This window comes from Nocardia sp. NPDC004151 (assembly GCF_042874235.1).
In the GTDB taxonomy this organism is placed as follows: Bacteria; Actinomycetota; Actinomycetes; order Mycobacteriales; family Mycobacteriaceae; genus Nocardia.
In genome coordinates, this window is record NZ_JBIAMR010000015.1 from 106,670 (window position 1) to 124,533 (window position 17,864).

The window sequence follows — 17,864 nt, forward strand, 5'->3', positions numbered from 1 at the left end:
CGCGGACCGGGTTTCGCGGCCCGTCTCAGTCGAACTTGAAGAACCGGGTGGCCAGCCACCCCGCGAGACCACCCCAGCCCGCGAGCACCGCCAGCCCGTACCAGTCGACGCTGGTGCGCATCGCCCGATCCAGACACTCCGACAGCGCCCCGGACGGAATGATCCGCGCGATCACGCTCACCGCGCGCGGCAGATCGTCGGACATGAACACCAGGCTCGCGGTCCCGAGCATCACGAACCACAGGATGTTGGCCAGCGCCAGCACCACCTCGGCCTTGAGCGTCCCGCCCAGCAGCAGCCCCAGCGCCGCGAAGGTCGCGGTCCCGAGCCCGATCACCACCGCGCCCAGCAGCAGCCCGCCCAGCGACGGCCGCCAGCCCAGCGCGGCCCCGATGCCGCCCAGCAGGATCGACTGCAACACCACCACGATCAGCACCGCCGAGCACTTGCCCGCGACGATGCCCCACCGCGGCAGGGGAGTCGCCCCGAGCCGCTTCAACGCGCCGTATCGGCGATCGAAGCCGACCGCGATGGCCTGCCCGGTGAACGCGGTCGACATGATCGCCACCATCATCACCGCGGGCACGACCCGATCCACCCGATGCTCGCCCAGTCCGCTGACCGGCAGCAGCGTCAGCCCGATCAGCAGCGTGATCGGAATGAACATGGTGAGCAGCAGCTGTTCCCCGTTGCGCAGCAACAGGATCAGTTCCATGCGCGTCTGCGCCGCCAGCATCTTCGCGCGCGTGGTCGGCTGCGGGGCGGGGGAGAAGGTGCCCGCCGCGAATCGGTTCTCGGTCTCGGTCACCCGCGCAGCTCCCGCCCGGTCAGTTCGAGGAACACGTCTTCCAGCCGGCGCTGGTCGATGCGAATGTCGGTGGGCAGCACGTCGATTCGCGCGCACCACGCGGTCATGGTGGCCAGCACCTGCGGGGTGATGTCGCCTTGCAGCAGGTAGGAGCCGGGCGCGGTCTCGCGCGGGGTGAACCCTTCCGGCAGCGCGGCTTCCAGCAGCGACAGGTCGAGTTTCGGGGGCGCGGTGAACGCCAGCCGCCCTTCGGCGCCGTGCGAGGTGACCTCGGCGGGCGTGCCCTGGGCGACGACCCGTCCGTGGTCGATGATGACGAGCTGGTCGGCGAGCTGTTCGGCCTCGTCCATCATGTGCGTGGTGAGCAGGACGCTGACCCCGTCGCGGCGCAGCGCGTCGATGAGCTCCCACACCAGATGCCGCGCCTGCGCGTCGAGTCCGGCGGTCGGCTCGTCGAGGAACACGATCTCGGGCCGCCCGACCAGCGCGCACGCCAACGCGAGCCGCTGCTGCTGCCCGCCTGATAGTCGCCGATACGGCGTCCGGCGAGCGTCCTTGAGCCCGAGCGTGTCCAGCAGCCAGGCCGGGTCGAGCGGATTCGCGGAGTAGGACGCGACGAGATCGAGCATCTCCCCGGCCTTGGACCCCGGATACGCCCCGCCGCCCTGCAGCATCACCCCGATGCGCGGTCGCAGCTGATCGGAGTCGGCGATCGGGTCGAGCCCCAGCACCCGCACGCTCCCGGCGTCGGGCGACACGAACCCCTCGCACATCTCGGTGGTGGTCGTCTTGCCCGCCCCGTTGGGTCCGAGCAGGGCCAGCACCTGCGCGCGTTCGATGTCGAAGCTGATGCCGTCGACCGCGGTGGTCTCGCCGTAGCGTTTCACGACGCCGTCGACGCGTACGGCGGGTCCGGATGCTGCGGTCACGAGGACACACCGTAAGGCGTGGGCTGCTGTGACCGAGCCGACACCCCCGGCTGATTGCGCCACGGCAGCACATTTCGGGTGAGGAAGATCAGGGAGCCGCCGACGATCAGGGTGGCGATGGCCGATTCGACGATCTGGAAGACGTAGAAGTCGGCGCCGCGCGGCATCACCATCACCGAGACGATCACCGACAGGACGACCGCGGGGACCCGGAAGGCGGGGCGGTTGGCCCACGCGGCGAGGGGGACGATCGCCCACAGCAGGTACCAGGGTTGAACGACCGGGAACAGCAGCACGATCGCGCCGAGTGAAACACCCAGTGCGCCGATCGGATTCAAGCGTCCGGTCCAGGCGGCGATGAGCATGCGCACAGTCACGAATCCCGCGACGGATGAAGCGATGGGGCGCGTGATGTCGAGCAGGGCAGTGGTGTGGTCGCCGAGCCCGAGCAGCACCCCGCCGAATCCGGTGATGATCCCGATCGCCGTTGGCAACGACAGGTAGCTGCGCACTGCGGTTGCGGTGCCTACGGTATTGACCCACCCGAACCCCAGACCGCTGGCGAAACTCACGAACAGTGTCGTAACCAGCGCGACCGAGCCGAGTACCGCACCCGCGAGCAGCACCTGTTTGAGTCCGCGCCCCCACCGTCGGGCCAGCGCCATGCCCACGAACCCGAGGCACACCAGCGAGGTGATCTTCACCGCCGACGACAGCGTGATCACCACGGTGCCGAATATCAGCAGCGCCCACGCCCGCCGATCGAACTCCGGTGAGTCGTCGATGGCCCGCAGGCAGAACTCCAGGCCCGCCAGCATCAGCCCGAGCATGAGCGCGTCATTGTGCACCCCGCCGACCAGGTGGAACAGCACCAGCGGATTGGCCGCGCCCAGCCACAGCGCGCTCACCGGCGCGACCCCGCACCGGCGCGAGAGCCGCGGCAGCGCCCACACGATCAATGCGACGCCCGCCAGCGCGAGCGCCCGGTGCAGCCACACCCCGAGCACGATGTTGTCGCCGGTGATCTGCGCGATCCCGCGACCCATCCAGAGGAACAGCGGCCCGTAGGGCGCGGCGGTGGAGCGCCAGATATTGGGCACGTTGTTGGTCAGCACATTGTCGAGCCCGAGCCCGTCGACCGGTCCCACCGAATAGGGGTCCAGGCCGCGGTTCGCGATCTCGCTCTGCGCCAGATACGAATACACGTCATTGCTGAACATGGGCGGCGCGACGCTGAGCGGAATGATCCACAGCAGCAGCGTCCGATCCATCTGCGAGCGGCTGAGCCGGTGTCGCGGATCCCCGCCCCACCCGCCGACCGCGAAGCGTCCCAGCAGCAGCCACGCCATGATCACCAGGACGGTGCCGATCATGCACATGGCCAGCGTGGAGGTGCCGGCGCGGGCGAAGAAGCCGAGTACCCGCAGCCCGGAGGTCGGGTTCTGATGCACCGGCTGCGCGCCGACGCCGAGCGCCGAAATCGCCATGATGACCGCGCCGGTCGCCCCGAGCAGCCGGATTCGCATCAGCTGCAGGGTTTCTCGCCGGTCCAGGCCGGGCACGTCGTGGTCGACGCTGTGCAGCACGGCGACGGTGTGATCGGCGGCAGGGACGTCCAGGCCCAGGGCCCGGCGTCCGATATCGATGACTCTGCGCCCCGCGCCTTCCGCTACCGCCACAGGACCGAAGCCTAGTCCGGAGCCGCGGGTCGGACGCCGATCGCATGGCCATAGCGGGGGGTCGAGGGTGTGCCCGGTAGTTGCCATCGGTCACACCCGCTTGCTTCTGATACCCCCAGGGGTATAGTCGTGCCATACCCCTGGGGGTATAGAAGGGAGTCTCAGATGCGAAGTACGACAGTCGGCGTCGCCGACGCTTCTCCGAGCACGGCCGCCCCCGGCGGTCTCCTGGGCCGCCTCGGTGCGGTCATGGCCGACCACGCCCGCTGGGTGTTCGGTTTCTGGCTGGTTCTGTCGGTGGCGCTCGGCGCGGCCGCGCCGTCGGTGTTCGACTCCCTCGCGGGTGCGGGCTGGCAGGCCGACGGCTCCGAATCCGTGCAGGTCCGCGACCTCGCGCAGGAACACTTCGGTGGCAACTCGGCCGCGGCCGTGCAGGTGGTGATCCACTCCGATACCGCGACCATGGACAGCCGTGACGCACAGCGCCTGGTCACCGACATCACCGCGATCCTGCAGGCGGACAGCCGTTTCGGCGCGATCGTCGCACCCACGCCCGGCCAATCGGTGAGCCGCGACGGCCACACCGGCATCCTGCTGGCGGGCGCGAACGCGAGCACCGACGACATGGTCACCGCGGTCACCGACCTCGGCCCGAAGCTGAAGAACATCTCCGCCGAGGGCTTCGACATCTACCCGACCGGCTCCCCCGCGCTGTGGAGCGACTTCAACAAGGCCAACCACGACGCGATGATGAAGGCGGAGATGTTCTCCTGGCCGGTCACTCTGGCGATCATGGTGCTGGCCTTCGGCTCCCTGGTGGCCGCCGGTCTGCCGCTGCTGCTGACCCTCACCGGCCTCGTCGCCTCCGCGGGCGGGCTGGTCCTGCTCAACCAGATCACGCCGATCTCGGTGTGGGCCATGAACTTCGCCATGATGTTCGCCCTGGCCCTGGGCATCGACTACGCGTTGTTCCTGGTCTCGCGCTTCCGTGACGCGATCCGCGGCGACACCCCACCGCGCACCGCGGTGGCGGTCACCATGGCCACCGCGGGCAAGGCGGTCCTGCTCTCCGGTCTGACCGTGCTGGTCAGCCTGTCGGCCGTGCTGGTGGTGCCCGCGCCCGCCGTGCGCACGATGGCGGTCGGCATCATGTTCGCGGTCTCATTCGTCCTGCTGGCGACGCTGACCCTGCTGCCCGCCGTGCTGGGCGCGCTGGGCAAGCGGGTGAACGCGGGCTCGCTGCCGTATGTGGCGCGCCAGCAGCATCGTTCGCCGGTCTTCGCCAAGTGGGGCCAGCTGCTGCACCGCCACCCGTGGCCGTTCGCCATCGGTTCGCTGCTGGTGCTGATCGCGCTCGCGATTCCGGTGACGAGCCTGAAGGTGGCCATGCCCTCGATTCAGGTGGTGCCCGCGGATTCGTCCGTGCGCCAGGGCTACGAGCTGGTGCAGCGCGAATTCGGGCTGGGCGCTCCGGGCATGCTGCAGATCGTGGCCCCGGCCTCCGACGCCGCCGATGTCACGCGAATCGCGGCCTCGGACAGCCGGATCGGTATGGTCTCGCCGCCACAGCCCGCGGGCGACGGCAGCGGACTGGTTCTGATCCAGGCGACTCCGACCGTCGATCCCTCGGATCCGGCCATGAGCGACATCGTCGACTCCCTGCGCACGGCTCTCCCGGCCGACGCGTTGGTCGGTGGCGCGGTCGCCGAGAATCTGGACCTGCAAAAGGCCCTGAACGACTACCTGCCTTTGGTCGTCGGCATCATCCTGGTGCTGGGCTTCCTGCTGCTCCTGGTCGCCCTGCGCGCACCGCTCATCGCGCTGCTCGGCGCGGGTGTCAGCCTGCTGTCCACCGCGGCCGCGTTCGGCGTGGCGAAGCTGGTGTTCCAGGACGGCCATGGCGCGAGCCTGCTCGGCTTCACCCCGCAGGGTTTCCTGGACGGCTGGGGCCCGGTGTTCTTCTTCGCCATGATCTTCGCGATCGCCATGGATTACACGGTCTTCCTGCTGGCCACGGCGAAGGAGCATTACGAGCGCTCGGGTGATCCCGCGGTGGCCCATATCGACGGCATCGCGCATTCGGGCCGGGTGATCGCGGCCGCGGCGGCGGTCATGGTGGCGGTGTTCTTCACCTTCGCCCTGGCCGATCCGCTGCCGCCGAAGGAGATGGGCATCATCCTCGGCGTGGCCGTGCTGCTGGACGCCGTGCTGATCCGCTTGATCCTGCTGCCGGTGCTGTTGCGTCTGACGGGGCATGCCGCCTGGTGGTCGCCGCGCTGGTTGCGCAAGGTGCTGCCGGATATCAGCTTCGCGCACTGAGATATCGGCGTCGCGCACCGAACGGTGGGGGCCGTGGGAAAACGGTGAGCCTGCTCTCACGGCCCTCACATACCCCCAGGGGTATGATGGAGTCATCGAACTCAGGGAAGGAACCCTCATGATCGGCGACGAAGACAGCATCGCACTGGTCCTCAACCGCCTGCGCCGCGCACACGGCCAGCTCGCGGGCGTGATCTCCATGATCGAGCAGGGCCGCGACTGCAAGGACGTGGTCACCCAGCTCGCCGCGGTCTCGCGGGCGCTGGACCGCGCGGGCTTCAAGATCGTCGCCACCGGTCTGCGCGACTGCCTGACCGGCGAACAGGCCGAGGGTTCGGAGCCGATGACGATCGAGGAACTGGAGAAACTCTTCCTGGCGCTCGCCTGACGCCGGGATCGAAAGGAAGTCATGATGACCGCGACCCGCCGCTGGACCATCGACCGCATCGTGCCGGTCCTGGCCGCAACCATGGTGCTGCTCAGCATCGCGCTGGTGCTCGCGTTCTCGCCCTGGTGGCTGCTGCTGACCACGTTCGTGGCGGCCAACCTGCTGCTCTACGGGTTCGCCGGCTGGTGCCCGGTGACCCTGCTCCTGCGACGCCTGGGGGTGCCCCGGACGGGCAGCCCCGCAATGGAAAGGACCGCGTGATGACCCTCGCCCTGTCGACCACCCTCTACACCGATTTCGCCACCGCGGTGGAGCGCACCCGGAAGGCCCTGTCCGAGCAGGGTTTCGGCATCCTCACCGAGATCGACGTCACCGCCACCATGAAGCAGAAGCTCGACGCCGACCTGGAGAATTACCTCATCCTCGGCGCCTGCAACCCGCCGCTGGCCCACGCCGCCCTCGAGGTCGACCGCCAGATCGGGCTGCTGCTGCCGTGCAATGTGATTGTGCGCGATGACCGTTCACGCGCGGGCGCGGTGCTCGTCGAAGCCATGGACCCGCAGCTGATGGTGCAGGTCGCGGGCGATCCCGGGCTGAAGGAGGTGGCCGACACCGCCGCCGCCAAGCTCGGTGCCGCCATCGCCGCCCTGGGCTGATCCCGCCCGGATCCGGGCCGCTCACGCCCGGTTGCTCCACTGCCCGAACACGATTCGCCCTGCCGGTGTCGGACCCCGCTCATACTCTGGATGGATGGTGTCCGATTCGAAACGGCGAATCGAGGCGGCCGCGGCCGGGTTGCTAGCCCGGCACGGCTACCACGGATTCGGGCTGAAGAAGTTGAGCGAGGCGGCGGGGCTGCCGTATGGGTCGATCTACCACCACTTTCCGGGCGGCAAGGAGGAGATCGCGGTCGCGGCCATCACCGGCACGGGGGTGCTGTTCGGCCGCATGATCCGGCAGGCGCCCGGCGATGTGTTCGACACCGCGGCAACGCTGTTCGATTTCATGGCCGGGAGGCTGGACGAGACAGACTGGACCACCGGCTGTCCGGTCGGCACGCCTGCCCTGGACGGTGGCAGCGATGTCGAATCGGTGCGCACGGCGTGCGTTTCGGCATTCGACGCCATGACGCGCGGTTTCGCCGAACTGCTGATCGAACTGGGGCTGGAGCCGGGGGAGGCGCGGGGGTTGGCCACCACGGTGGTCGCGGCCTACGAGGGCGCGACCATCCTGGCCCGGGTGCGGCGCACCGACGAGCCGCTGCACACGGTGTCGGAGGCCATGGCCCGGCTGCTGCGCCTGAGTCTCGCCGAAGCCGTTGCCGTCGAGGCGCATTCACCCTGAGTGCGGTTCCCATCAAGCGGTGAAATCGGGCACCGTCAGCCGCAGGCGGGCCAAGACCTCCGGCTCGGCGATCACGTCGATGGCGGTGATCCGTTCGGCCGCGATGGTGAAGACCATGACCTCCGGCGATTCGCCGTGCGACACCACGAGCGCGCCCGGCCGCCCGTCGATCAGAATGATCGCCGAGAACTCCTCGCGCCGCGCGAAACCGGCCGCCAGCCGGGCCACCACACGCGTGCCTTGTGCGGTGACCGGCACGGATCCGGGCGCGGCCACCCGATCGGCGGACACCATGATCTCCGGATCCAGCACGGTCAGCGCCGCCTCGATGTCTCCGGCCCGGACCGCGGCCAGGAAGGCCCGCACGATCCGGTCCTCCCGCAGCGCTTCGGGCCGCAGCCCGTCGCCGTCGTCGAGCACTCGGCGCCGGGCTCGGCCGGCCAGCAGTCGCGCCGCGTTCGGCGTCCGGTCCAGGATCTCGCCGATCTCGTAGAACGGCACCCCGAACATGTCGTGCAGGACGAACGCGACCCGTTCGGCGGGCGGCAGTCGCCGCAGCAGCACCAGTACCGCCCGTTCCAGCTCGTCGGTGAGAATCGCCCGGTCCTCCGGGGTTTCCAGGATCGCGGCCTCGGGAAACGGCTCCGGCGCGCCGGGCCCGAGCGGGAACCGGTCGTCGACCCGGCGGCCGCGCAGCACGTCCAGGCAGATCCGGGAGAGCGCGGTGGTGAGCCAGCCGTCCAGGTTGCGGATGGTGTCGATATCGGTGCGGCTCAAGCGCATCCACGTGTCCTGCACCGCGTCCTCGGCCTCACCGGACGCGCCGAGCATCCGGAAGGCCTGGGCGGTCAGGCGGGCGCGCCGCCGCTCGAATCGGGCTGCGGGGGATCCGGAGTCGCTGACCGACATATTTCGTGCTCGCCGAACGTCGCGGTGACATGACTACACACACCATCGTCACACGAATCGTTCCCTACCGCGCCCTCCTCTACTGGACCTCGACCGTGCTGGTCGCCGCCGAACTGGCGGTGGGCGGCTGGTGGGATGTCGCCCGGATCGCGACTGTTCGCGAGGTCGTGGCGGCCCTGGGCTATCCGACCTATTTCCTGGTCATCCTGGGCGTCTGGAAGCTGCTGGGCGCGGTCGCGCTCCTGGCCCCGCGGCTGCCGCTGGTGAAGGAGTGGGCCTATGCCGGGACCTTCTTCGTCTATTCGGGAGCCATCGCCTCGCACCTGACCACCGGGGAGAAGCTCATCGAGGTGCCGATCCTGCTCGTCATGGCCACGCTGACCGCCGTCTCCTGGGCGACCCGTCCCGCCGATCGCCGATTCGTCAATGCCGAGCCTGCGGAAACGGATGCATCAGCAACCGTCTAGCTACCTGAAGGCCTGAATTCGGTTACAGTGACTTTCGATCATGCTCGGTCCCGGCACGGCGAACGGAGCGATGATGGGTCGCAACTCGGTTGCCAGTCAATTGGTGGACGCCCTCGTCGCCGCCGGAGTCCAACGGGTGTACGGCCTGGTCGGCGACAGTCTGAACCCGTTCGTCGACGCGCTGCGCCGCACCGAGGGCATTGACTGGGTGCACTGCCACAACGAGGAGAGCGCCGCCTTCGCCGCGGGCGCGGAATCGGTCCTCACCGGACGCCTCGCCGCCTGCGCGGCCAGCTGCGGACCCGGCAACACCCACCTCATCCAGGGCCTCTACGACGCGCACCGCAATGGCGCCTCGGTGCTGGCAATCGCCTCGCACATCCCGAGCCACGAGATCGGCACCGGCTTCTTCCAGGAGACCCATCCCGAACGACTCTTCGTGGAATGCAGCCACTTCTGCGAAATGGTGAGCACCCCGGCCCAGATGCCGCGCCTGGCCACCATCGCCATGCAGACCGCTCTGGGCCGTCATGGCGTCTCGGTCCTGGTCGTCCCGGGTGACGTGTTGAGCGCGGACGCCGAGAACCGTGGCCGCCCCTCGGATCTGGTGACGTCCGCGGCCACCGTGGTCCCGCCCGCCGAACAGGTGGACCGTCTCGCCGAAGCCGTCAATGACGCCGATACCGTCGCGCTGTTCGCGGGCGCGGGTGTGTGCGGCGCGCACCCGCAGGTCATGGCCCTGGCCGAGCGCCTGCACGCCCCGATCGGCCACGCCCTTGGCGGCAAGGAATGGATCCAGTTCGACAATCCCTACGACGTCGGCATGAGCGGCCTGCTCGGCTACGGCGCGGCCTACGAGGCCACCCACGAAGCGGATCTGCTGATCCTGCTCGGCACCGACTTCCCCTACGACACCTTCCTGCCGCAGGACGGCCGGGTCGCCCAGATCGACCGCGACCCCGCCCGCATCGGCCGCCGGACGATCGTCGACGTCGCCGTGCACGGTGACGTGGCCGCGACCATCGACGCGGTACTGCCACTGCTGCACCAGAAACCGAGTCGCGCCTTCCTCGACGACATGCTGCGCCGCCACGCCTCTTCCCTCGAGAGTGTGGTCGACGCCTACACCCACGACATCGACCACCACACGCCCATCCACCCCGAGTACGTGGCGTCTCTGATCGACGAAATCGCCGACAGTGATGCGGTTTTCACCGTCGATACCGGCATGTGCAATGTCTGGGCCGCCCGCTATCTGACCCCCAACGGCCGTCGCCGCATCATCGGCTCCTGGCGGCACGGCACCATGGCCAACGCGCTGCCGCACGCGATCGGCGCGCAGTCGGCTTTCCCGGGACGGCAGGTGATCTCGCTGTCCGGCGACGGCGGCCTGGCCATGCTGATGGGGGAGTTGCTGACGGTCTGGCGGCACCGGCTGCCGGTGAAGATCGTGGTGTTCGACAACTCCACCCTGGGCATGGTGAAACTCGAGATGCTCGTCGACGGCCTGCCCGACTACGGCACCGATCAGGAGCCGGTGAACTACGCCGATATCGCCGCGGCCGTGGGCATGCCGGCGATCCGGGTCACCGATCCCGCCCAGGTGCGCGGCGCGCTGGCCAAGGCGTTCGCCGAACCCGGACCGATGCTGGTCGACGTCGTCACCGACCCGAACGCGCTGTCGCTGCCGCCGAAGATCGATGCGGCGCAGGTGAAGGGCTTCGCCCTGGCCGCCGGGAAGATCGTGCTGGCGGGCGGAGTCGGGCGCATGGTCGAGATGGCCCGCTCCAACCTCCGCAATATCCCGCGCCCCTGACGCGGCGCTCCGATCAGCTTCGGGGCGTGACGGATTCGCGGGCGGCCACGGCCGCGCCGGTGAGCTCCACCGACCGCACCCGATCCTCGATGCCCTGTGCGTGGTGGGCGAGAATCAGCTCGTCGGCGTCGATCCCGGCCGCGAATTCCTCGAGGTAGTCGACGACGTCGTCGGGCGTGCCCACCGCGGTGTAGGTGGTCATCGCCGCCAGGTGACGGCCGTTGGGCGAGGCCAGGAACGCGTCGATCTCCTCGTCGGAGAAGTCCATGCCCGCCGCGCCGCGCTTGATGAAGGCCCGCGTGCGCGCCCGATAGGAGATGGTCTTCTGCTCCTCGGCCGCCTCCCGATCCGCGGCGGCGAACACGTTCGCGCCCGCCATCACATACGGCTCGGCCAACTGCTCCGAAGGGCGGAACCGCTCCCGATACTCGGTGACCGCCTGGTGCAGCGCGTCCGGCGCGAAGTGCGAGGCGAACGCGTACGGCAGTCCCAGATGCGCGGCCAGCTGCGCCCCGAACAGCGACGACCCCAGAATGTAGAGCGGCACAACGCCTTCCGCCCGCGGCACCGCCTGCACCCCTGGAATCCGGCTCTTGCCGGTGAGGAACCCCTGCAATTCGAGCACGTCCTGCGGGAAGGTATCCGCCGAGGACGGATTGCGCCGCAGCGCCCGCATGGTCTCCTGATCACTGCCCGGCGCCCGCCCCAGCCCCAGGTCGATCCGTCCCGGATACAGCGATTCGAGCGTCCCGAACTGCTCGGCGATCACCAGCGGCGAGTGATTGGGCAGCATGACCCCGCCCGCGCCGAGCCGGATGCTGTCGGTGTGCGCCGCGACGTACCCGATGAGCACGCTGGTCGCACTCGAGGCGATCGACTTCATATTGTGGTGCTCCGCGTACCAGACCCGCCGATACCCACTGCGTTCCGCCGCCCGCGCCAGCGCCACGCTGTGCTGGAAGCTGTCGCGCGCGGTCTGCCCGGGCGCGACCGTCGCCAGGTCGAGGATGGATACGGCGAAGGGCATGCTGGCACCGGCTTTCGTGGATCGGCTGTTCGTCGGACGGCGGGCAGGGTGCGCCCGCCTCTCAGTACTAATTCGATCGGCGTCGAACTTATGCCCGTCCGCCGAATCTCTCGTGCCCGCGCCCCGACCCGCGCCGGCAAGCGACCGGTCGGCTACCTGAATTCCGCCGCGTGCTCCACGGCCCAGTCCCGGATATCGCGGGCCGGTCTTCCAGTGAGGTCGGAGACCAGCCGCCGATCCGGTCCGCTCAACGCCCGCACGGCGCGTTCGGCGTTCTCGGTGTCGTGGAACGGCCAGATGAGTAGGACGGACTCGACCCGGTCGGTGGCCGCCGCCAGCGAGCCCGGATCGGCCAGATCGCCGCGCACCACGTCCACCTCAGGCGGAAGCCCGGCGGCTGCCGGATCCCGGATCAGGGCCCGGGTCCGCACACCCGCCACTGTCAGATCCGCGACGACTTTTCGGCCGACATTTCCCGTCCCGCCCACTACGAGCACACTGTTCGCACCGTCCAGAACTCCTCATGACCGGCCCTGATTTCCGAATTGCCGGGATGTATATGGTGTGCCAGCTCACATGCGCTGCCATATTCCCAGGTCGCGCATTTCCGGTCAGGGGACCCTTACTGGATCGAGGAATGGAATTCCGTCACACTTGTGTTGTGAAAACCGTGGGTTTGCGGAACGCGGAACAAACCGGGCACCAGCACGACGGTGCCCGGTCTGTTGTCGTGTCCGGGCCGGCGGGTGAGGGACACACGCGCGAAGCCGTCGTCAAGCTGCTGTTGGAGGAGGGCCCGATCACCGCGACCGCCATCGGCGAGCGGCTGGGTCTGAGTCCGGCGGGCGTGCGGCGGCATCTGGACGCGCTCATCGAGTCCGGTGAGGCGCAGGCGACCAGGTCGGCGCCGTGGCAGCAGAAGGGCCGCGGCCGTCCCGCCAAGCAGTACCAGCTGACGGCCACCGGCCGGGGCCGCCTCGCGCACGCCTACGATGACCTCGCCGGAGCGGCCATGCGGCAGTTGCGGGAGATCGGCGGCGATCAGGCCATCGCCGATTTCGCGCGCAAGCGGGTGGCGGCCATCGTGGCCGGGGTCGGCGATCTCGCCGTCCACGCCCCGGCCGAGACCGAGGCCAAGGCGGAGGAGATCGCGGAAGCGTTCACCGACGCCGGGTTCGCGGCCTCGACCCGGAAGGTCGGCGCCGGGGTGCAGATCTGCCAGCACCACTGCCCGGTCTCGCACGTCGCCGAGGAATTCCCGGAGTTGTGCGCGGCCGAGCTGGAGGCCTTCCGCGCGATTCTCGGCACGCATGTGCAGCGCCTGGCGACCATCGCCAACGGTGACTGCGCCTGCACCACGCACGTTCCTCTCATTGCTTCGCCCGCTATGCCCGATACCGCTCCCGAAAGTTCCGCCCAGACCCCCGTTGCGCAGCCCGCAACGACTTCTACACATGACTCCGGAAGGAGTGCCGAATGACGACGACCACCGACCAGGTGCAGCCGCTGTCCCAGGAAGAGACCATCGCGTCCCTGGGTACCTACGAGTACGGCTGGGCCGACAAGGATGTCGCCGGTGCCGCTGCCAAGCGCGGACTGTCCGAGGACGTCGTGCGCGACATCTCGGCCAAGAAGAGCGAGCCCGAGTGGATGCTCGACTTCCGCCTCAAGGCACTGCGCATCTTCGACAAGAAGCCCATGCCGCACTGGGGCTCCAACCTCGGGGGCATCGACTTCGACAACATCAAGTACTTCGTGCGCTCGAGCGAGAAGCAGGCCGCGTCCTGGGAAGAGCTGCCCGAGGACATCAAGAACACCTACGACAAGCTGGGCATCCCGGAGGCCGAGAAGCAGCGTCTCGTCGCCGGTGTCGCCGCCCAGTACGAGTCCGAGGTCGTCTACCACTCCATCCGTGAGGACCTGGAGAAGCAGGGCGTCATCTTCCTCGACACCGACACCGGTCTCAAGGAGCACCCCGAGCTGTTCCAGAAGTACTTCGGCTCGGTCATCCCCTCGGGTGACAACAAGTTCTCCGCGCTGAACTCCGCGGTGTGGTCGGGTGGCTCGTTCATCTACGTGCCGCCGGGCGTGCACGTGGACATCCCGCTGCAGGCGTACTTCCGCATCAACACCGAGAACATGGGTCAGTTCGAGCGGACGCTGATCATCGTCGACGAGGACGCCTACGTCCACTACGTCGAGGGGTGCACCGCGCCCATCTACTCCTCGGACTCGCTGCACTCGGCGGTCGTGGAGATCATCGTGAAGAAGGGCGGCCGCTGCCGCTACACCACGATCCAGAACTGGTCGAACAACGTCTACAACCTGGTGACCAAGCGCGCCAAGGCCGAGGCCGGCGCGACCATGGAGTGGGTCGACGGCAATATCGGCTCCAAGGTCACCATGAAGTACCCGGCCGTGTGGATGACCGGCGAGTACGCCAAGGGCGAGGTGCTCTCCATCGCGTTCGCCGGTGAGGGCCAGCACCAGGACACCGGTGCGAAGATGCTGCACCTGGCGCCGCACACCTCCTCGAACATCATCTCCAAGTCGGTGGCGCGCGGCGGTGGCCGGGCTTCGTACCGCGGCCTGGTGCAGGTGAACAAGGGCGCGTACGGCTCGAAGTCGACCGTGAAGTGCGATGCGCTGCTGGTGGACAACATCTCCCGCTCCGACACCTACCCCTACGTCGACATCCGCGAGGACGACGTGACCATGGGCCACGAGGCGACCGTCTCGAAGGTGTCCGAGGACCAGCTGTTCTACCTGATGTCCCGCGGTCTGACCGAGGACGAGGCGATGGCCATGGTGGTGCGCGGCTTCGTGGAGCCCATCGCCAAGGAGCTCCCGATGGAGTACGCCCTGGAACTGAACCGCCTGATCGAACTGCAGATGGAAGGAGCCGTCGGCTGATGGCCGTCGACAACGTTGCCGAGGCCGCTGAGGCTCGTACTCCCGCGTTGAACAAGGGTGAGGTCTTCGCCTCGTTCGACGTCAACGCCTTCGAAATCCCTTCGGGCCGTGACGAGGCGTGGCGCTTCACTCCGATGCGCCGCCTCAACGGCCTGCACGACGGCACCGCCGTCCGTGACGGTCAGGCCACCGTCGAGGTGAGCGCGCCCGCCGGCGTCACCGCCGAGACCGTGGACCGCACCGACGCTCGCCTGGGCCAGGGCGGCACCCCCACCGATCGGGTCGCCGCTCAGGCGTACTCCGGTTTCGAGGCCGCCACCGTCGTGTCGGTCGGCTCGGAAACCGAAGTGGCCGAACCGGTTACCGTGACCATCACCGGTCCGGGCGCGGGCAAGGTCGCCTTCGGCCACACCCAGATCCGCCTGGGCAACTTCGCGCGCGCCACGGTGGTCATCGACCAGCGGGGCAGCGGAACCTACGCGGAGAACGTGGAGTTCATCCTCGGTGACAGCGCCGCGCTGAACGTGATCGTGGTGCAGGACTGGGCCGATGACGCCGTGCACGTCACCGCGCACCACGCCATGCTGGGTCGCGACGCCGTGTTGCGCCACACCAATGTCACCCTCGGCGGCGATCTGGTGCGCCTGACCGGCAATGTCCGCTACGCGGGCCCGGGCGGCGACGCCGAACTGCTGGGCGTGTACTTCGCCGATGACGGCCAGTTCTTCGAGCAGCGCCTGCTGGTCGATCACTCGCAGCCCAACTGCAAGTCGAACGTGCAGTACAAGGGTGCGCTGCAGGGTGATCCGACCTCGGACAAGCCGGACGCGCACACCGTGTGGGTCGGCGACGTGCTGATCCGAGCGGCCGCCGAGGGCACCGACACCTACGAGCTGAACCGCAACCTGGTGCTCACCGACGGTGCGCGCGCCGACTCGGTGCCGAACCTGGAGATCGAGACCGGCGAGATCATCGGGGCCGGACACGCCTCGGCCACCGGCCGTTTCGATGACGAGCAGCTGTTCTACCTGCGTTCGCGCGGCATCCCGGAGGAGGTCGCCCGCCGTCTGGTGGTGCGCGGCTTCTTCTTCGAGGTGCTGCAGAAGATCTCCGTCCCCGAGGTCCGGGAGCGGCTCGAGGCGGCCATCGAGGCCGAGCTCGCCGCTGTCGGAGCTTGATGGGCGCCGTCGGCGCCTGACACCAACTTCCCATCCCCGCAAAGGAATCCGATTCGATGACCACCCTGGAAATCAAGGACCTGCACGTCGAGGTCGCCAGCCCGGACGAGAACGCCGAGCCCATCAAGATCCTCAAGGGCGTGAACCTGACCATCAAGTCGGGCGAGACCCACGCCATCATGGGCCCCAACGGCTCCGGCAAGTCGACCCTGTCCTACGCCATCGCCGGGCACCCCAAGTACACCGTCACCCAGGGCTCGATCACCCTGGACGGTGAGGACGTGCTGGAGATGTCGGTCGACGAGCGCGCCCGCGCCGGCCTGTTCCTGGCCATGCAGTACCCGGTCGAGGTGCCCGGCGTCTCGGTCTCGAACTTCCTGCGCACCGCCGCCACCGCCATCCGCGGCGAGGCCCCCAAGCTGCGCACCTGGGTCAAGGAAGTCAAGGAGGGCATGGCCGAGCTGGAGATCGATCCGGCCTTCGGCGAGCGCTCGGTCAACGAGGGCTTCTCCGGCGGTGAGAAGAAGCGCCAGGAGATCCTGCAGCTGAGCCTGCTCAAGCCGAAGATCGCCGTGCTCGACGAGACCGACTCGGGCCTCGACGTCGACGCGCTGCGGATTGTTTCCGAGGGTGTGAACCGTTACAAGGAGCGGGAGACCGGCGGCATCCTGCTGATCACCCACTACACCCGCATCCTGCGCTACATCAAGCCCGACTTCGTGCACGTGTTCGTGGGCGGCAAGATCGTCGCCGAGGGCGGCGCCGAGCTGGCCGAGGAACTCGACGCGAACGGCTACGTGCGCTTTACTTCAGCTGCTGTAGGAGCCTGAATATGACCAGCACCGTGGGGACTCTCGACATCGCCAGGATCCGGGCCGACTTCCCGATCCTGAGCCGGACCGTGCGTGACGGGAAACCGCTGGCGTACTTGGATTCCGGTGCGACGTCGCAACGTCCGCTGCAGGTGCTCGACGCCGAGCGGGAATTCCTGCTCGAGCACAACGCGGCCGTGCATCGCAGCGCGCACCAGCTCGCCGAGGAGGCCAACGAGGCCTACGAGGCGGCGCGCGCGGCGATCGCGGCGTTCGTCGGCGCCGGCCCGGACGAGATCGTGTACACCAAGAACGCGACCGAGTCGCTGAACGTGGTGGCCTACGCCTTCTCCGACGACCGCTTCCCGTACCACGTGGGTCCCGGTGACGAGATCGTCATCACCGAGCTCGAGCATCACGCGAATCTCGTTCCGTGGCAGGAGCTCGCGCGCCGCACGGGTGCGACGCTGAAGTGGTACGGCGTCACCGACGACGGCCGCATCGACCTGGATTCGCTCGAATTGTCGCCCGCCACGAAGGTGGTCGCGTTCACGCATCAGTCGAATGTGACCGGCGCGGTCGCCGATGTCGCCGAATTGGTGCGCCGGGCAAAGGAAGTCGGCGCCATCGTGGTGCTCGACGCCTGCCAGTCGGTGCCGCACATGGGCGTGAACTTCAAGGAGCTGGGCGTCGACTTCGCCGCCTTCTCCGGCCACAAGATGCTGGGCCCCTCGGGTGTCGGCATCCTGTACGGCCGCCGGGAGCTGCTCGAGGACACCCCGCCGTTCATCACCGGCGGCTCCATGATCGAGACCGTGTTCATGGATCACTCGACCTTCGCCCCGCCGCCGCAGCGGTTCGAGGCGGGCTCGCAGATGATCTCGCAGGTCGTCGGATTGGGCGCTGCCGTCAAGTATCTCGGCAATGTGGGTATGGAAGCCGTTGCGGCGCACGAGCACACGCTCGTCAGCGCGGCCCTCGAGGGTCTCGACGCGATCGACGGTGTCCGGATCATCGGCCCGACCGAGAACGTGAACCGCGGTGGCGCGGTGTCGTTCCTGGTCGACGGTGTCCACGCCCACGATGTCGGCCAGATCCTCGACGACCAGGGTGTCGCCATCCGAGTCGGTCACCACTGCGCGTGGCCGCTGCACCGCCGTTTCGGTATCGCCGCCACCGCCCGGGCCTCCTTCGCGCTGTACAACACGCTCGACGAGGTCGATCAGCTGGTGGCCGCGGTGCGGAAGGCCCAGAGCTTCTTCGGAGTTGCATAGA

The 17,864-nt window shown here is 68.5% G+C and carries 18 protein-coding genes; 12 read left to right on the forward strand and 6 right to left on the reverse strand.

Annotated features, from left to right (window positions below; genetic code table 11):
* Positions 1-25 precede the first annotated feature (25 nt).
* From ACFYTS_RS28545 to mptB, 3 genes are read right to left on the reverse strand one after another with little or no spacing between them, the layout of a single operon-like run.
* Positions 26-808 carry an ABC transporter permease gene (locus ACFYTS_RS28545; RefSeq protein WP_357287613.1) on the reverse strand — a complete coding sequence of 261 codons (783 nt, stop codon included), beginning with the start codon at positions 806-808 and terminating at the stop codon, positions 26-28.
* Complete coding sequence (locus tag ACFYTS_RS28550; RefSeq protein ID WP_357287611.1) at positions 805-1,737, reverse strand: ABC transporter ATP-binding protein; 933 nt, start codon at positions 1,735-1,737, stop codon at positions 805-807. Before ACFYTS_RS28550 ends, ACFYTS_RS28545 begins: the two co-directional genes overlap by 4 nt.
* Entirely contained in the window at positions 1,734-3,416 is a 1,683-nt protein-coding gene (mptB, locus tag ACFYTS_RS28555) for a polyprenol phosphomannose-dependent alpha 1,6 mannosyltransferase MptB (protein ID WP_387308525.1), read from the reverse strand. The genes ACFYTS_RS28550 and mptB overlap by 4 nt, the downstream gene beginning before the upstream one ends.
* A gap of 165 nt (positions 3,417-3,581) precedes the next feature.
* Here mptB and ACFYTS_RS28560 point away from each other — a divergent pair, with 165 nt between their 5' ends.
* The 5 genes from ACFYTS_RS28560 (at position 3,582) to ACFYTS_RS28580 (ending at position 7,467) form a co-directional block, all read left to right on the forward strand.
* Complete coding sequence (locus tag ACFYTS_RS28560; RefSeq protein WP_387308527.1) at positions 3,582-5,735, forward strand: MMPL family transporter; 2,154 nt, start codon at positions 3,582-3,584, stop codon at positions 5,733-5,735.
* Between the two features lie 118 nt (positions 5,736-5,853).
* Complete coding sequence (locus tag ACFYTS_RS28565) at positions 5,854-6,123, forward strand: metal-sensitive transcriptional regulator (RefSeq protein ID WP_357287602.1); 270 nt, start codon at positions 5,854-5,856, stop codon at positions 6,121-6,123.
* Positions 6,124-6,147: 24 nt separating this feature from the next.
* Positions 6,148-6,384, forward strand: a complete 237-nt coding sequence (locus ACFYTS_RS28570) for a DUF2892 domain-containing protein (RefSeq protein ID WP_357287599.1) — start codon at positions 6,148-6,150, stop codon at positions 6,382-6,384.
* Positions 6,384-6,779, forward strand: coding sequence for a DUF302 domain-containing protein (locus ACFYTS_RS28575; RefSeq protein WP_357287597.1), 396 nt, complete (start codon positions 6,384-6,386; stop codon positions 6,777-6,779). The genes ACFYTS_RS28570 and ACFYTS_RS28575 overlap by 1 nt, the downstream gene beginning before the upstream one ends.
* 94 nt (positions 6,780-6,873) lie before the next feature.
* Positions 6,874-7,467: a TetR/AcrR family transcriptional regulator gene (locus ACFYTS_RS28580; protein ID WP_357287594.1), complete on the forward strand. Its 594-nt coding sequence runs from the start codon at positions 6,874-6,876 to the stop codon at positions 7,465-7,467.
* A gap of 12 nt (positions 7,468-7,479) precedes the next feature.
* On the opposite strand, the gene ACFYTS_RS28585 is transcribed toward ACFYTS_RS28580, so the two are convergent.
* Entirely contained in the window at positions 7,480-8,376 is an 897-nt protein-coding gene (locus tag ACFYTS_RS28585; protein WP_387308531.1) for a sigma-70 family RNA polymerase sigma factor, read from the reverse strand.
* Positions 8,377-8,405: 29 nt separating this feature from the next.
* Between ACFYTS_RS28585 and ACFYTS_RS28590 the strand changes: the two genes are divergently transcribed.
* Together ACFYTS_RS28590 and ACFYTS_RS28595 are read left to right on the forward strand one after the other, a co-directional pair.
* A complete protein-coding gene (locus tag ACFYTS_RS28590) occupies positions 8,406-8,843 on the forward strand; it encodes a DoxX family protein (RefSeq protein ID WP_387308533.1) in 438 nt (145 codons plus the stop codon).
* 73 nt (positions 8,844-8,916) lie between these two features.
* Positions 8,917-10,659, forward strand: a complete 1,743-nt coding sequence (locus tag ACFYTS_RS28595) for a pyruvate dehydrogenase (protein ID WP_387308535.1) — start codon at positions 8,917-8,919, stop codon at positions 10,657-10,659.
* A 13-nt stretch (positions 10,660-10,672) separates the two neighbouring features.
* Here the strand turns inward: ACFYTS_RS28595 and ACFYTS_RS28600 are convergent, their stop codons facing one another.
* Both ACFYTS_RS28600 and ACFYTS_RS28605 read right to left on the reverse strand, forming a co-directional pair.
* The gene (locus tag ACFYTS_RS28600) at positions 10,673-11,686 is read right to left on the reverse strand and encodes an LLM class flavin-dependent oxidoreductase (RefSeq protein WP_357287583.1); all 1,014 of its coding nucleotides are present in this window, start codon (positions 11,684-11,686) and stop codon (positions 10,673-10,675) included.
* Between the two features lie 152 nt (positions 11,687-11,838).
* Positions 11,839-12,183: an SDR family oxidoreductase gene (locus ACFYTS_RS28605; RefSeq protein WP_387308537.1), complete on the reverse strand. Its 345-nt coding sequence runs from the start codon at positions 12,181-12,183 to the stop codon at positions 11,839-11,841.
* Positions 12,184-12,323: 140 nt separating this feature from the next.
* On the opposite strand from ACFYTS_RS28605, the gene ACFYTS_RS28610 reads away from it, so the two are divergent.
* Genes ACFYTS_RS28610 through ACFYTS_RS28630 form a run of 5 tightly spaced genes read left to right on the forward strand, consistent with a single transcriptional unit; the run spans position 12,324 to position 17,863 of the window.
* The gene (locus ACFYTS_RS28610; RefSeq protein ID WP_357287577.1) at positions 12,324-13,166 is read left to right on the forward strand and encodes a metalloregulator ArsR/SmtB family transcription factor; all 843 of its coding nucleotides are present in this window, start codon (positions 12,324-12,326) and stop codon (positions 13,164-13,166) included.
* Positions 13,163-14,599 (forward strand): Fe-S cluster assembly protein SufB, encoded by a 1,437-nt coding sequence (gene sufB / locus ACFYTS_RS28615; RefSeq protein ID WP_357287575.1) that lies wholly within the window; start codon positions 13,163-13,165, stop codon positions 14,597-14,599. The genes ACFYTS_RS28610 and sufB overlap by 4 nt, the downstream gene beginning before the upstream one ends.
* Positions 14,599-15,777, forward strand: coding sequence for a Fe-S cluster assembly protein SufD (gene sufD / locus ACFYTS_RS28620; RefSeq protein ID WP_387308540.1), 1,179 nt, complete (start codon positions 14,599-14,601; stop codon positions 15,775-15,777). Before sufB ends, sufD begins: the two co-directional genes overlap by 1 nt.
* Positions 15,778-15,833: 56 nt before the next feature.
* Positions 15,834-16,607 (forward strand): Fe-S cluster assembly ATPase SufC, encoded by a 774-nt coding sequence (gene sufC / locus ACFYTS_RS28625; RefSeq protein WP_357287570.1) that lies wholly within the window; start codon positions 15,834-15,836, stop codon positions 16,605-16,607.
* A gap of 2 nt (positions 16,608-16,609) precedes the next feature.
* A complete protein-coding gene (locus ACFYTS_RS28630; RefSeq protein WP_357287567.1) occupies positions 16,610-17,863 on the forward strand; it encodes a cysteine desulfurase in 1,254 nt (417 codons plus the stop codon).
* Position 17,864 lies beyond the last annotated feature (1 nt).